The following is a 16,572-nucleotide window of genomic DNA, read 5'->3' as shown; positions in this document are numbered from 1 at the left end:
AACAGATGAAAATATTATTTTTTTTATTGATACTGTTTGAGTTGTCATTTTCGTATGGACAATATGGAAATACCGATAAATTTCCTGTTTACTCCATAAAACCGGATTCTATTACAAAGGGTTATGTTGACCAAAGTGGATTAAAACAGGGATCGTTTTTTTCCTACAATAAAAATGGTACGGTTAATTTTATCCGGACCTATAAAAATGATACATTGGATGGTTTTTTAGGATGTTATAGTCCGGATGAATTTGTAAACAGTGAACAATTTTATAAGAATGGTAAATACCATGGTATCAAATTCGATTATTATGAAAAAAATGTATTGAAATCGCAAGGTTTTTATAATAATGGATTGAAACACGGATTATTTTTAGAATTTTATAATAATGGCAATCTGAAGTATGAAGGCTTTTATCAAAATGACACATTATTTGGGGACGAGATATATTTTCATCAGAATAAAATAATTCGATCTATCGGCAATAAAAATACCGGTAATTATAGCACTTACGATAGTACTGGAAGATTGGAAAATAATATTATTTACCAAAATGGCAAAATGATACGATCGAAGGTGTTTTATCCCGATAGTATGAAACAATCAAAGCGGCAATTTGTTGCTCCCAAAATACTTGATCAAATTAATTTTAAGAAAGGAAACACTTTAATTCTTGAGGAACTTTATTCGAATTATGGAAAGAATGATAGAGAGCCAAACTTCTTAAGTGGAGCAAATATTGTACTGGATGACAGCTCCCTTGTTATCCACTTTGAAGATCAAATATTTATTGTATCCTCTGAAGGGATTTATCACTGTTCCAGTTGCATGGATTATGATAGTAATAATGAGATCGCAGTTTCCTACTTTGGAGCAAACCGGGAAGTATACCTAAATGAAAAAAATGAAGAGGATGTAAGATATTTTATAAGAGATGAAAAAATTTCTATATCCAACTTTTTAATAACTGTAAGCCGTCAGGAACTCCAGTGCGACGACACGGGAAATAATCCCGTTAATATTGAATATAAAAGTAAACAATTGAATATCAATGGTCTTAAAAATATTCAACTGTTTGAATTTGATATTGATAAAAATGGTGAACCTGAAATATATATTATTTCGTACGAAAGCTGTTTAGGTCTTTATAAAATTCTACGTGTCAGATCTCACTAATTGATGCATTTTTATTTGAGGAATCATTTTGGTGACCGTCCTCACAGGTTGGCAATCATTAATGGGAAGAAATTCAAATCTAAATAATTTTGTATATTTATACATCGTTATTACTGAAGGCTCGTTTCATTCCATAGATTTCATGTGCATGAATTGACGTTTTATTTTAAAATAATAAAATTATAGTTTGGGTCTATATTCATTTTAATACATTTTAAATTATATCTTATGAAATATATTGCTCCTGTTTTTCTTCTGCTGATCACAGTCGTACTTTTGAGTTTCAACCACACACAATTCAGCAATCCACAAACCGTTAATCCTATTATTGGAGACGAAAGTTTTATCTCCAAATTTGGATATGCGCCTGATGAAACAACGGACAATCAGCTTCGTATAGTTACACATCTCGCTTATGCGGAAGAACTTCTGCGTAATAAAGATGTCTCTCATCTTTCTCCCGAACAACAGGAAAACAGAACAATGCTTTTGGATCTTCTTCATGATTACTGGACCAAAGGGATTTTCCCCAAAAATTATGACTATGCAGATCAACGCAAACCTTGTTTTATTGATAAGGACGGAACCATTTGTGCCGTAGGATATTTAATAGAACAAACTGCAGGAAGAGATGTCGCCGAACAAATAAATGAAAAATTCAAATACAATGAACTGTTGACAATGCAAGATGAAATTGTCGACAACTGGATTGCCCAAAGCGGACTTACTAAAGAAGAATGTGCAACCATTCAGCCTACCTATGGTAATCCGATATATTATTATAGCTCCAACTATATATCCCCAGAATACGGGATATCATCTTCAATATTCAGTGGTGTAAATATTACACTAAGTGCGATAAATGCGATGCAAATTGGAATGGGCTCTGATAACAAAATTGTTCCGGTTATTGGTCTTATTTCGGGTACTTGTCAGGTAGCCTTTGGCACTTTAATGCTTCCCCAGGACTTTGGCATCGGGTCTACTAATGAAAGTCAAAAGGCACTTTCCATGGTAAATATCGGGCTAGGAACTGCAACAATGATGTTAGGTGCCTGGAATTTAATTGACAATAAAAATAAAGCGGAAAACCTTTCTAGCTGGAATCTATATAGTGTTCCGTTAGAAAATAATAATACTGCTGTCAGCCTTGGGTTTATCCAAAAATTTTAACCGGGTAGTATAAATTTGATTTTGATCATTTATAGCTTATCGGATAACCCGAATGTTATATACAATAAAAGTACGCTTTGATAAGCTTCATTATTATTAATTATAATCTCTGTTCGTGTATTTATTTCTACAGTTGTGGATTGGATTATCCTCCAAAACAAGCTGTTTTCTATGTTATTGGTGATTTAAGGGCATTTCCATGAGTTGGAATAATAAATGCAATAGCTGAAATCAAAACTGTTCAGGATGATAAAATTTATTGATTTATCTGATAAGTTAATGGAAGATAAAAGAGCATTTGCTTTTTATAACACAGAAACTCATCACTTCCTCTCTTTTTATAACAGGGAAATTTGGTATTCCTATGCCGATTTTCAAGACTGTTTGGAAAATGAAAAGGATAAGGATTCTGTTTTACAAATTGATGAATACAAAAAAATAATACCATCATCCTATTTATAAATTATTTAAAAAAAACAAAAACTACTGTTATGAAATTGAAAAATTTAATCCTTACGTTACCTGTGTTTGCTCTTGTAATAATTTCTTGTAACAATTCAAAAACTGCCGACATGAATGACGATGGTTTAACCACTGAAGAAAAACGAGATGATAAAGGACCGGATGCAGACTTTTTAAGAGCTGCGGCTGAAACGAATCTCGATGGCATTTACCTATCTGAGCTCGCTGCAAGTTCTGCAACTATGCAGGAAACAAAAGACATGGCTACCATGTTTATTGACGACCATAAAAAACTTCATGCTGAAGTAATTGCATTGGCTACTAAATTAGGTATTTCCATTCCAACTTATGCTGAAAACGAAGCACAAAGAAAGTACGAAAATCTTTCCAAAAAAGAAGGTGCTGACTTTGATAAAGAATATTCTGACGTAATGGTTAAGTATCATAAAGATGCCATTGATAGTTTTGAAAAAGCAGTGGATGATTGTGAAAATGCCGAGGTTAAATCTTTAGCAAGCAATACCTTACCAAAATTACGCGAACACCTAACTCACGCAGAACATTGTCAGGAAATGGCAAAAGCTGCAAAATAACTGTTATGATTATATAGTTTCATGAATGCCGGTATTTGCCGGCATTTTTTTTTGGAAGTAATTGTCAGGAGCCAGGAGGCAATAGTCAGGAGTCAATAGTCAAGAGTAATTCGGAGTATCATCTCCTGGTTTGCCGACCCGATTATTATTTTTTGATTGTTATTGGATATTTATCAGGTTTACTACGGAGGAAAATCTCCCGGGTTGTCGATCTGTTTAATGTTCTTTATTCCTTGTTCTTTATTCAATATTATTTTTCAAAGTTTGATTCGAAGGATAATCTTCCGGGCTATCGATCCGATTAATATTTTTTATTTTTTGATTATTATTGGATATTTAAATCGTTTGGGCCCCCTACCCCATAGGGGAGTAAGTTTTCGTTTTCATTGAACGTTCACGACAAAGAACAATCTCCCGGGTTGTCGATCCGTTTAATGTTCTTTATTCTTTGTTCTTTATTCAATATTATTTTTCAAAGTTTGATTCGAAGGATAATTTCCCGGGCTATCTATCCGATTATCATTTTTTATTTTTTGATTATTATTGGATATTTAAATCGTTTGGGCCCCCTACCCCATAGGGGAGTAAGTTTTCGTTTACATTAAACGTTTACGGCAAAGAACAATCTCCCGGGTTGTCGATTTGTTTAATGTTCTTCATTCTTTGTTCTTTATTCGATATTACTTTTAAAAATTTGATTCGAAGGATAATCTTCCGGGCTATCTATCCGATAATCATTTTTTATTTTTTGATTATTATTGGATATTAATCCTGTTTCACTACGAAGGATAATCTCCCGGGCTATCGATCCGTTTAATGTTCTTTATTCCATGTTCTTTATTCGATATTACTTTTGAAAGTTTGATTCGAAGGATAATCTTCCGGGTTGTCTATCCGATTATTATTTTTTATTTTTTGATTATTATTGGATATTTAAATCGTTTGGGCCCCCTACCCCATAGGGGAGTAAGTTTTCGTTTACATTGAACGTTTACGGCAAAGAACAATCTCCCGGGTTGTCGATTTGTTTAATGTTCTTTATTCCATGTTCTTTATTCAATATTATTTTTCAAAGTTTGATTCGAAGGATAATTTCCCGGGCTATCGATCCAATTATCATTTTTTATTTTTTGATTATTATTGGATATTTAAATCGTTTGGGCCCCCTACCCCATAGGGGAGTAAGTTTTCGTTTTCATTGAACGTTCACGACAAAGAACAATCTCCCAGGGTTGTCGATTTGTTTAATGTTCTTTATTCCTTGTTCTTTATTCAATATTATTTTTCAAAGTTTGATTCGAAGGATAATCTTCCGGGCTATCGATCCGATTAATATTTTTTATTTTTTGATTATTATTGGATATTTAAATCGTTTGGGCCCCCTACCCCATAGGGGAGTAAGTTTTCGTTTTCATTGAACGTTCACGACAAAGAACAATCTCCCGGGGTTGTCGATTTGTTTAATGTTCTTTATTCCTTGTTCTTTATTCAATATTATTTTTCAAAGTTTGATTCGAAGGATAATCTTCCGGGCTATCGATCCGATTAATATTTTTTATTTTTTGATTATTATTGGATATTTAAATCGTTTGGGCCCCCTACCCCATAGGGGAGTAAGTTTTCGTTTTCATTGAACGTTCACGACAAAGAACAATCTCCCGGGTTGTCGATCCGTTTAATGTTCTTCATTCTTTGTTCTTTATTCGATATTACTTTTAAAAATTTGATTCGAAGGATAATCTTCCGGGCTATCTATCCGATAATCATTTTTTATTTTTTGATTATTATTGGATATTAATCCTGTTTCACTACGAAGGATAATCTTCCGGGCTATCGATCCGCTTAATGTTCTTTATTCCTTGTTCTTTATTCGATATTACTTTTAAAAATTTGATTCGAAGGATAATCTTCCGGGCTATCTATCCGATTATCATTTTTTATTTTTTGATTATTATTGGATATTAATCCTGTTTCACTACGAAGGATAATCTCCCAGGTTATCGATCCGTTTAATGTTCTTTATTCCTTGTTCTTTATTCGATATTACTTTTAAAAATTTGATTCGAAGGATAATCTCCCGGGTTGTCTATCCGATTATCATTTTTTATTTTTTGATTATTATTGGATATTTAGAAAAGGTTCACTACGAAGGATAATCTCCCAATCTTACAAACTGCCCACCGCCACTGCCCACTGCCACTGCCCACAGGCCCCCAAGCCCATAGGGGAGCTTTCAATTTCGTTGGAATTAAAATCAGATTTTCAATTCGAAGCAATAATCACCAATGTTACAAACTGCCTACTGCCCACTCCTCACCTCCCTACCACCGCACTAATCTCTACCCTCGCATTCTTCGGCAATCCCACCACCGCCACCGTTTCTCTTGCCGGAGCATATTCTGGAAAATATTCTGCGTACACAGAATTTACCTCCGCAAAATCCGCCATATCTCTCAAAAAAATGGTGCATTTAACCACATCTTTCATCGAACAATCCGCAGCTGTAATTATGGCTTTTAAATTTTCCATCACCTGTGTGGTTTCCACCTTTATATCCGACCCGGTATAAAGTTCATTCGTTGCTGGATCTATTGCAATTTGACCCGAAACATAAACAAATCCATTGGCTTCAATAGCTTGTGAATAGGGACCGATCGGTGCCGGAGCATTTGGTGTATATATCACTTTTTTCATAACATTATTTGTTGTTGAACAGGAAGCAAATGTAGCTACTATACTAAAAAGGATAATTGTACGGTGGATAAAATATTGCATGAGTAAAGGTTATTTTTTGGAAGTCTGCGTAAAGTTATTGTAAATTTATACCCTTGTTTAGCCCTGTTACCGATCAACACAATCGAAATGCAGGTTAGTTTTCGTCCATTAAATCAACACATATTGGTTCTTTTGTTGGTGGTCTCAATACCGGCAACAAATTTATTCAGCCAGATAACTTCTTCCACAGGCTATACTGCGGATGAAATCGCTTCTTATTTGGCAGGAGACGGAGTTATTATTGATAATGCTGTAATGGATTGCCATAACCTGGCATTTGGAAAATTTGATTGTGTGGATTGTAATGTTGGTATTGATAGTGGAGTTATTCTTACTTCCGGTCGTGTAATTAATATTACCGGTCCCAACAATAGCGGATCTACCGGAACAGCCAATGGTTGGCCGGGTGATCCTGATTTAGAGGCAATTCCAGGCGTTGGAGCAACCTTCGACGCATGTGTGCTCGAGTTTGATGTGTTTTCTCCGGGAGATAGTTTAAAATTTGATTATGTTTTTGGGTCGGATGAATATCTTGAATATGTAAATGTAATTAACGACGTTTTTGCATTTTGGATCAGTGGTCCCGGATTTGGTTCTCCTACTAATATTGCGCTCATTCCCGGTACGTCAATTCCGGTAACAATTAATAACGTAAATAATCTGGATTTTCCGATGTACTACATTAATAATGGTACTGGAGGAGGAGGAATTTATGGAACGGACCCTTATTATATTGAGTACGATGGTTTCACCACCGTACTAACTGCAGAAGCAGAAGTTACTCCATGTGAATGGTATCATCTTAAGCTGGCAGTGGCCGATCAAAGCGATAATGTTTTCGATAGCGGTGTTTTTATCAGAGCAAAAAGTTTGCTTACAAATACTTTGGCTGATTTCGCTTTTCCGGGATTTCCACTGGGATTATTTGCCGAATTTTGCAGTACTGATCCCGACCCCGTTCCACTTTTTCCTGATGGCGCAGTTCCCGGTATATTTACAGCAACACCTGCCGGACTTGTGTTTGACCCCACAACGGGTATCATCGATCTTTCAGCCTCTACTCCGGGTGAATACGAATATACTAATACATTAATAACTGATGTTTGTTATGCAGATACAGCAATCTATACCTTGAACGTAATTATTTCTGATCCTGTTCTTGCAAACTTTTCTTATCCTTCCACATCTTATTGCATAAATGATACTGATCCTTCACCCATGGCTGCAGTTGGTGCAATATTCGGAACATTTTCCGCAGCACCCGCTGGATTAATTATTAATGCGACCACAGGAGTAATTGACCTGAGTGCTTCCACTCCCGGAACATATACCATAACAAATTTTGTTGTCAGCGGAACTGCTTGTCCCGATGCATCCAATACTTTTGTAATTAATATTTATCCAACTTTTACGTCCATTGTTAACGCGTCAATTTGTGATGGTGATTCATATACTTTACCTACCGGAACAGTAGTATTTGCAGCAGGAGCTTACACAAATATTCTCAATTCCGTGCATGGTTGCGATTCTACAATTACTACTGTATTAACTATTGATCCTGTTTATGTATTTACACTCAATCCTTCCATTTGTACCGGTTCCTCTTATATTTTACCCGATGGAACAGTGGTAAGTACCGCAGGAACTTATTTTAATGCATTTGTAACTGCTGCAGGTTGTGATTCAAATTATACTATTAACCTGTCCGTAAATCCAACACCAATAATTACTCCTACAGTACATATTTGCGATGGAGAAACATATATTTTACCGGATGGTGTTGCCGTTGGAACTTCCGGAGTTTATGATGTTACTTTAGTTACAGGAGCTGGTTGCGATTCAACAATAAGCACAACTGTTTTAGTACATCCCGTTTTCGCTGTTACAGTGAATGCAGAAATTTGTGATGATGTAAATTATACTTTACCCGATGGAACTATAGTAAATGTAACAGGTGTGTACATTACAAATTTATTAACCACTAAAGATTGTGATTCTATCATCACAACTAATCTTACAGTTCATCCAACTTTTAATACAATATTAAATCCTGAAATTTGTATTGGTGAAACTTATACTTTACCTGATGGTGCAATTGTCTCGGTAAGTGGAACATTTAATTATTCTTATAGCAGTGTATTTGGATGCGATTCGTTTGTAACTGTAAATCTTACTGTAAATCCATTGCCTGTTTTATCTTGGGTGATTGATGATATTTTCTGTATGGAAGAAGGATTTATTACCCTCACTGCAGATCCTGCCGGCGGTATTTACAGCGGAACCGGAACAGCGGGTGATCAATTTGTTACTTCACTGGCAGGTGTGGGCGGACCATACACTTTAACCTACGATTATACCGATGTGAATGGATGTTTTAATACCATAAGTGTAGAAACTTCTGTCGACGAAAATTATGCAACTGCCTGGGGAGATACCACTGTTTATTATGGTGAGGATATTATTTTATTCAGCGATGCCGGTGGCGATTATACGTGGAGTCCACCAAATGGCGTTGATTGTATCACTTGTCCTATAACTACAATTCTACCTCCTTATACTACCGATTATATTATTACTTCCGTTGATGAAAATGGATGTATTGCAACGGATAATGCATTTGTAACTGTACTACCTGATCCGGGAAATATTTTATTTGTTCCAAATACATTTACTCCAAACAGCGATGGAAATAATGATGTATTTTTTGTGTTCGGATATAATTTAACACTGGTAACAAAAATTTCTGTTTTCGATCGTTGGGGAGAAATGGTTTATTTAAGAGAAAATATTTCTCCTTACGATATAAGCAACGGCTGGGATGGAACAATTAACGGCAAAGCACTCAACAACGGAGTTTACGCTTATGTTGTAGAAGTACAATTTGAAACCGGACAGATATTTTCGCAGATGGGGAATGTTACTTTGATTAGGTAATTATTTAATTCTCAGAGAATCTAAGTTTTATTTTATTCCAATAACTCATTCCGACAAAATAAGGCAACGCAATTATCCTTTTTATTTCTGTAGATGATAATTGTGTTGGATTCATAAACACTTTTTTAATTCCCTCAAACCCTTGTGCCTTCCTAAATCGTTTATGTATATAGCGATGTAACTGCTTATAATATTTTCCGGAGTAAGTGGAAGTAAACATCAATGCCAGTTCATCGCTGTCATTCCAGTTTTGTTTTTCTTTGAGGTCGTGTTGGACTATGTCGAAAAATTTTGTTCCGGGTAGGGGATAGGAAACAGAGATGCCTATATCGAACGGCATTAATTCGAATAACATATTTTGTGTTGCATCTATATCCTCTTTCGTTTCACCTAAATATCCGAATTGCAAAAAGAAACAAGGTTTGATTTTATGTTTTTTCATTAATCGCGTTGCAGTGTGAATTTGTTCAATGGTAGTTCCCTTATCCATTGCATCCAATATTTTTTGAGAACCACTTTCCGCTCCAACCCAAATTTCATCACAACCTGCTTTTGCAAGATGTTCTATATTGTTTTCATCCAACAAAAGATCCGCGCGACATTGTATCTTGAATTTAATTGTCAGTTTTTCTTTTTGAATTAACTCAGAAAAAGTTTTTATCCAACCCGGCTTTAATCCGAATATATCATCACAAAACCAGAAGTGTGTGGACTGATATTTCGATACCAATAATTTAATTTCCTCCACCACATTTTCCGGTGAACGCGAATTATATCTATTGCCGTAAATAGGTTTTGCACACCAATTACATTTAAAAGGACAACCACGTGTAGTGGTAAGATTTAATGAAAAATATCCATTCTTATTGATCCAGTTCTTTTTGTAAAGTTCCATATCCACAAGATCCCATGCAGGAAAATCCAAGGCATCGAGATCATGCATCACTTCCCGTTTATTTGTTTTGATGTATTCCCCGTTTTGAATAAATGCCAATCCGTTGATGGAGTTCTTTTCGGATTTATTTTCTATTGATTTTAATAATTCAATAAGTGTTTGTTCAGCTTCACCAATTAAAATAAAATCTGCTCCCACATCTAAATATTGTTTCCAGTGATCAGTTGCGTCAGAGCTGGAAACGATAACAGTACAATTATTATTTTTAGCATGTTTTATCATTTCAAAACAAGCATCACGCATATTTACCAGACACATTTTTGTGAGGTAATTAAATCCATCATCGTAAATTACAAATGGTTTCGAGGCGTGTTTTTCTATCAGCGGAAAAATATCAGTCGCCGCTTTTGCAAAAACTGTATCAAAAAACGTAACCTTCAACTCATTTTTACGTATAACGGAAGCAGCATACAAGGTAGCCAGCGGTGGATACGGCTGCATCTGCCTGAACCTTTTCGGATCAAAGCGCATGAAATAAGTGTTGGCTAATAATATATCTCCCATTGTCGTCAATCGTGAATCGTGAACCGTGAATCCGATGTATGATTCATGAAATTTCTATCGTTTTTATTTCCACTATTCCGTTATCTTTTTTTCGTGAATCGTGAGGCGTGAATCGTGAGTGTTAAATTTTCTTCGAAAATTTATATCCTTAATCTTTCCTAAGTCATGTATCCAGTGTCCCGAATTCCGCATCATTTTTATCCTTTTTTTTCCGCTCAATCAGCGTCATCCGCGTTCCTTTTTAACACCCTATATCCTCCGTCCTTTGTTTTCCTGACACCTGTTACCTGATTCTAACTTCGTGCTTCTCCTCAAAATCCCGACATTTCTCCTCAAAAGCATTCAGTACCTTAAACTGAAATCCCTGTGGATGATGTTTGGAGGCATTTTTTTTTGTGCGCAAATTCACGTTGAATTCTTCCTTGTTTAAATGTTCGTATTTCTTTTTCAAAAATCCGGTTGTAATTCTGAATGCCACATCGTCAAAATAATTTCCAACTTTTCCGGAAAATAAGCGCTCGGGTATTTTTTTTATCAAAGGTATTTTCCTTTCTTCCATAAATTGATAATCGGGATAATAATTTGGAAAATATTCATGCACCCAGGTATTACGCTCCATAAAATTTTTATACACAGCTTCTCCGGTCTGATTTTTTAAGGTTATGATTTCCACTGCTGAAAATAAATTCTTATCCGGGATCAAAAGGTCGGAGGTGTCGATATAATAATTGATGCAGAAATATTTGCGCGAATTGAACAGGAATATTTTTTTGTAAAGCGTCAGCAATAATCTGCACAACCAAATTCGATTTTTTTCGGCAATAATAAAAAAATCGAAATCAGTGCTTTCATCAAAATAGTTTTTAGATAAGGATCCCGAAATATTAACGCTTCTTACAAAGGGGAATTTATGTATGAATTTGGAACGTTTAAGTGCTTTTGGTAAAATATCGGTTGCGGCGTTGTTTCCGTTTTTTCTGCGTTCAATTTGGGAGGGGTCGTTTTTAAGGGAGTAATATTCTCCAAATTTAAAAATGAGCAGATGTTGTGTCAGATCATCCAATGCATTATTAATACTCTGTATGTCATGTAATTTAACAGAGCTGAACTTAATTAACTCATTTGCAGTAAGGGGATAATTAAAAATATCATAATAAATGAGTGAGCGCAAAACACTACTTTTTACGGCCTCCTGAGATGGAATATTGCTGTGTTCTATATATAAATTGTTATTCATGCCCTTCTGATCTCAAAAATATAATTCATTTCCCAATATATGCGTTTTTTTTCTTTCAGAATAAGGTCATAATTGTTTTTAGTCGCAATAGACTTTATTCGTTTGAGGTCACATTCTTCCGAGAGAACCATCAATACCTCTGATTTCCCATCATGGTATTTAGGAAGTTGAAGAAATAATTTTTCAAAATACTCGAAGTTTTCCCCACAATACCAGGCTTGCTCGAACTCATTTCTTGGTGTTTTAGGGTAATAGGGTGGATTGATGGCAATAATGGAAAATTGTTGTGGGGCAATATTATCAAACAAGTCGCTATGTATAACCTTAAGCTCCACATTGTTTGATCGTGCATTTTCTTTGAGAAGTTCGATCACCTTCACACTGATATCGGAAGAGCTGACAAGGGCTCCTCTTTTAGCTGCGGAAATGCTGATCAACCCGTTTCCGGCTCCGAGTTCTAAAAACGACCTGCCGGAAACATCTTTTTTCATTAAATGTTGTAATAAAAACTTGGTGCTAAAAAAATATGCCGGATGAAAAATTCCCGGAGGGAGATGTAGGGTGATATCTTTCCAGGTATATATTGAAGTTCGGTGAATTCTTTTCCTGATTACCGGCTGAATAAATAATTGTGCGATTTTTTTTATTATCCGCATCTTAAAATCCTTCTGTTTCGGGTTGACGGTATCTCAGCCAAAATTTTTGCAAAACTTTTATTTCATATGGAAAATGATAAAACCGGGTTTTATATCGCAGTGCGGAAACAAAGGAAATAATATTTCTTTTGGTGGAATTTAATTTAATATCACTCACTGTTGGATAATATCCATTTAAAACTGTTTCAAAATTTTTAATTTTATCAATCATATATGGTTTGAGCCACGGGGTAAGCGGATTTTTGCGAAGATCAAAATTTTCCCAAGCCGGTAATACCCAATCTTCTAATTTTTCCGGAAAATGAAATCCGTTCATTTTCACTGCTTCATATAATTCACTACCTTCTGTAGGCACCGGACTATACACATAAATAATGATCTCTGTATCGGGATTTATTTCTTTTATTTTTCTGATAAACCGAATATCCTCATCTATTTGCGCATTTACTTCCTGTTCCGAATTGCCGGGAGTTCCGAGCACAAAAGAGTACTCCGGAATAATATCAAATTTTTTCATGCGGGCAGCAAATTTTTTGATCTGTTCTCCGGTTTGCGTGCCGCCCTTATCCATCATTTTTAATATTTTATCGTTGCCTGTCTCCGCACCGAAAAATATCATCTTACATCCTGCTTCACGCATAGCCAATAAGGATGCATCACTGTATTTATCTACGGTATCAATTCTTCCTTCTCCCCACCATACCATATTCTCCATTTTAATGAGTTCACAGAATTCAACTGTCCTTTTTTCAGAAACAAAAAAATTGTTGTCGTGAAACTCAATTGCATTTCCACCAAAATTATCTTTCAGATATTTAATATCATTATAAATTAATTGTGCCGATTTTCCTTTCCACCTGGCATTAAATATTGGCACTATCCCACAAAATGCGCAACTGAATGGGCATCCAATGCTACTGTGATAAGCGATGGTTTTTGTGCCTAAACAGGTTTTTCCTAAATAACGTTTTATTGGATAGAAGGAATTTAATTTTTCATAAGGCAAAGCTTCAAGTGCATCTTGTTCATATAATTCATCCTTATGGTTCTTGATTATTTTTCCATCTGCATATTTATGAATAAGATTCGGAATTAATTCCAAAGGAAGATCATTTTGAATAGCATCTAACAATTTTGGAAATGCATGATCTCCCGGTCCATAAATAATATGATCCACAAAACCGGAATTCATCACAACTCCTGCCTGATTACTCGCAAAATATCCTCCCCAGATTATAATGGTGTCAGCATATTTTTCGCGAATTAATTTAGAAAATGGAATAGCTTGTTTTAATTGCGGTCCGGGCATTACAGAACTGGCGAACACATTATAATTTCCGCTGCTTAAATATTTTTCTATTTTTTGTAAGGGATCTGATTCAAGGTTTCCATCTACAATCACATAATTATATTTTCCCTCTATAGATGCCGCCACCGATAAAACCGAATTAGGAATTCTCGGTTTAAAATCCGTTGCCCTTGGATTAAATAATATGATGCCTTGTATTTTTTGCACTTTATTTCTCCGGATAGTATAATTTGATATAGGAATTTATGGTTTCCTCAGTGTTTATAAACACTTCTGGCGTAAAATTAAGTTCAGATGTCAATAATTTATAGGTTTTATCCCGAAACTCTTCTTCAGAACTGCATATCTGATGTTTGATCGTTGTTTCTATCCTTCCAATATCATAACTCAAAACATACATGCCATGCGCAAGAGCCTCTGCATAAACGAGGCATTGCCCTTCGAAGGAGGAAGTATGTATGAGAATTTTGGAATGTGACATCACTTCAAATATTTTTTCCCGGCCTACAGCGCCAATTACCTTAATGTTTTCATGGAGTTGTTCTGTGTTTATTAATTCGTTTATTTTCTCCGATAATTTTCCTCCACCAGCCATAACCGCTTTAATTTCGGGAAAGTCATTCTTTAATTTTTTAACTAAAGAAATAAATTGAAAGGGTTGTTTAACCTCTATAAAAGAACCAACAAATAAAAGATCAATTTCTCTATCGCGATGTAAGGTTGCAGGATCTATGTTGGGGAGTGGAAAGGGAATAATATCATCTGCATCCATCTTATAATTTTTATGAAATGTTGCCGCTTGATTTTTACTAAGAGCTACAAACCAGGTTGTGTCTCGTTGTAGATATGGCATCACCCTGTTTCCGGGTTTAACATCCTGCCCCATTAAAGTAACTATCATATGGGTAAAGAATTTTTTCACCGTTCTGTTCCCGATAAATGCAGCTTCTCCTAACCAAAATGCATGCACTACATAACTGTCTTTTTTAAATAAACGCGATATGTTTTTCATTGTGCGTTTAAGTGTAAAATAATAATGAAACGATTTTTTATTTTCTCCACCTGATGGAATAACTTCAATTCCCTTCCAATAATAAATATTTTTTTTAAAAGGATATTGTGTAGCAACTACTTTAATATTTTCCGCTCCGATCTTATTGCTTAAGGCTATTATATAGTCTTGCAGATATGGCACACAACTGCTATCATTTTCATCTTTCGGAAAACCGGGAGTTATTATCAGTATTTTTTTATTCATCACTTCATTGTTCTGTAATACCACATTCCCGCTTTTGCTGCCATTGATTTTAATTTAAAAATAGGAGTTTGTTTTTTAAAATAATTAACCTCATTTACAACATGACGCACAGCGTAATTATAATATTTTTCAGAATATGTTCTTTTAAAAGTAATATCTCTGTCGGTGGAACTGTCCCAGGGCAATTGATCTATAAAATCAGATTCCACTTCCTGATATAATTCGGTGCCTTTTATTGGATAAGCTACTGTTATTGTAAAATGATCCGGGTTGGATGTTTTTAAATGGTGAATGGTTTCCATAATATCACTTTCGGTTTCTCCGGGATAACCTAACATAATAAATGTTCCTGCCTCTATCTGATATTTTTTTGCCAATTGTATCATCGCGCGCACTTGATTAACATCTACTCTTCTGTCCATGGCATCAATAATATTCTGAGAACCACTTTCCGCACCTATCCAAACACGAAAACATCCGCTGTCTTTTAACAATTGAAAAACATCTTCATTTAATCTGTCTGCGCGGGTAATACATTCGTATTGGACGGAAACATTTTGTTTTTTTATTTCAGCGGTAAATTCCTGCATCCATTTATGACTTACGGTAAAAACATCATCAACAAACCATAAAGTATCAGGCGCGTATTCTTTTTGAATGGAAATAATTTCTTGAACTACAATTTCTGCACTGCGTCTTCTGTAACTCAATCCATACACCGCACGACTACACCATTTACAGGTATAGGGACAACCGCGCATGGTGGAAATAGATATGGCATTTTTTCCATGATGTTTTTTCCATACTTCTAAATACTTGAATAGATCTACTTTCTTTCTGTTTGGAAACGGAAGTATATCAATATCTTTTATTTTATTTCTTTCAGGATTTTTAATTAATACTCCATTTTCATCTACGTAACAAATTCCTTGAATGGTGTGAATTTTTGTTTTATCGTTCACATCTAAAACCTGCACTAATTCTAAAAATGTTTCTTCGCCTTCTCCAAGCACCAGAAAATCAGCACCGTGGTTTAAAAATTTATCTGCGTGGTTCCGCACTTCCGGTCCGCCTAGAATAATTTTTGTACCATTTAGTTCTGTTGAATTTTTAACAAAAGAAATTATTTTTAACACCTGCAATTTTGTCATCAGATTTACATAGATGCCAATATATTGTGGTTTATGATCCAAAATATATTGCTGCAGATCTTCAGGCTTATAAAAGGTAGAATCAAAAACTTCATGTTCTATCGCATGTTTTTCGAGAAAACCCGATATATATAGTATCCCCAAAGGCACATAGGGCTTCATGATCTGTTGTTCTTTCAGATCTTCACTTATAAAATAGCCGTGGGTTAAAAGCACTTTCACAGCGTAAATTTAATCAATAGATAAATCACCCGATTGGGTGATTGCAGACAAGAGAGGAAACATTTAACATTGCAGGGCAAATTCAATGGGTAAACTAGGGGTTTACCATATTGTTTTATACCTATTCGGAAAAATCAATATATTTATTTTTTATTTATAAAGGAA

12 protein-coding genes are annotated in these 16,572 nt (G+C 35.1%); 5 read left to right on the top strand and 7 right to left on the bottom strand.

Going from position 1 to position 16,572, the window contains the following annotated elements:
* Positions 1-5 precede the first annotated feature (5 nt).
* The 4 genes from IPI31_02365 to IPI31_02350 all read left to right on the top strand — a co-directional run bounded on the left by IPI31_02365 (position 6) and on the right by IPI31_02350 (position 3,406).
* Complete coding sequence (locus IPI31_02365) at positions 6-1,178, top strand: toxin-antitoxin system YwqK family antitoxin (protein MBK7566646.1); 1,173 nt, start codon at positions 6-8, stop codon at positions 1,176-1,178.
* Between the two features lie 228 nt (positions 1,179-1,406).
* Positions 1,407-2,351: a hypothetical protein gene (locus IPI31_02360; protein MBK7566645.1), complete on the top strand. Its 945-nt coding sequence runs from the start codon at positions 1,407-1,409 to the stop codon at positions 2,349-2,351.
* Positions 2,352-2,597: 246 nt separating this feature from the next.
* Positions 2,598-2,813 (top strand): hypothetical protein, encoded by a 216-nt coding sequence (locus IPI31_02355; GenBank protein ID MBK7566644.1) that lies wholly within the window; start codon positions 2,598-2,600, stop codon positions 2,811-2,813.
* Between the two features lie 29 nt (positions 2,814-2,842).
* A complete protein-coding gene (locus IPI31_02350; protein ID MBK7566643.1) occupies positions 2,843-3,406 on the top strand; it encodes a DUF4142 domain-containing protein in 564 nt (187 codons plus the stop codon).
* Between the two features lie 2,313 nt (positions 3,407-5,719).
* Here IPI31_02350 and IPI31_02345 read toward each other — a convergent pair.
* A complete protein-coding gene (locus IPI31_02345) occupies positions 5,720-6,100 on the bottom strand; it encodes a RidA family protein (GenBank protein ID MBK7566642.1) in 381 nt (126 codons plus the stop codon).
* A gap of 168 nt (positions 6,101-6,268) precedes the next feature.
* On the opposite strand from IPI31_02345, the gene IPI31_02340 reads away from it, so the two are divergent.
* On the top strand, positions 6,269-9,115 hold the full coding sequence (locus IPI31_02340; protein MBK7566641.1) for a choice-of-anchor L domain-containing protein: 2,847 nt from the start codon (positions 6,269-6,271) through the stop codon (positions 9,113-9,115).
* A 4-nt stretch (positions 9,116-9,119) separates the two neighbouring features.
* Here the strand turns inward: IPI31_02340 and IPI31_02335 are convergent, their stop codons facing one another.
* The 6 genes from IPI31_02335 to IPI31_02310 form a co-directional block, all read right to left on the bottom strand.
* Positions 9,120-10,574: a B12-binding domain-containing radical SAM protein gene (locus IPI31_02335; protein MBK7566640.1), complete on the bottom strand. Its 1,455-nt coding sequence runs from the start codon at positions 10,572-10,574 to the stop codon at positions 9,120-9,122.
* Positions 10,575-10,857: 283 nt separating this feature from the next.
* Positions 10,858-11,811, bottom strand: coding sequence for a nucleotidyltransferase domain-containing protein (locus tag IPI31_02330; GenBank protein ID MBK7566639.1), 954 nt, complete (start codon positions 11,809-11,811; stop codon positions 10,858-10,860).
* Positions 11,808-12,467: a methyltransferase gene (locus tag IPI31_02325; GenBank protein MBK7566638.1), complete on the bottom strand. Its 660-nt coding sequence runs from the start codon at positions 12,465-12,467 to the stop codon at positions 11,808-11,810. Before IPI31_02325 ends, IPI31_02330 begins: the two co-directional genes overlap by 4 nt.
* Before the next feature lies 1 nt (position 12,468).
* Positions 12,469-13,974 (bottom strand): B12-binding domain-containing radical SAM protein, encoded by a 1,506-nt coding sequence (locus IPI31_02320; protein MBK7566637.1) that lies wholly within the window; start codon positions 13,972-13,974, stop codon positions 12,469-12,471.
* A gap of 10 nt (positions 13,975-13,984) precedes the next feature.
* Positions 13,985-15,034 carry a glycosyltransferase family 4 protein gene (locus IPI31_02315; protein MBK7566636.1) on the bottom strand — a complete coding sequence of 350 codons (1,050 nt, stop codon included), beginning with the start codon at positions 15,032-15,034 and terminating at the stop codon, positions 13,985-13,987.
* On the bottom strand, positions 15,034-16,407 hold the full coding sequence (locus IPI31_02310; protein ID MBK7566635.1) for a B12-binding domain-containing radical SAM protein: 1,374 nt from the start codon (positions 16,405-16,407) through the stop codon (positions 15,034-15,036). The genes IPI31_02315 and IPI31_02310 overlap by 1 nt, the downstream gene beginning before the upstream one ends.
* Positions 16,408-16,572 lie beyond the last annotated feature (165 nt).

The organism is Bacteroidota bacterium (assembly GCA_016706865.1).
Lineage (GTDB): Bacteria > Bacteroidota > Bacteroidia > Chitinophagales > BACL12 > UBA7236.
Note: the sequence above shows the minus strand (reverse complement) of the source record. Positions and strands in the feature narration are given on the sequence as shown.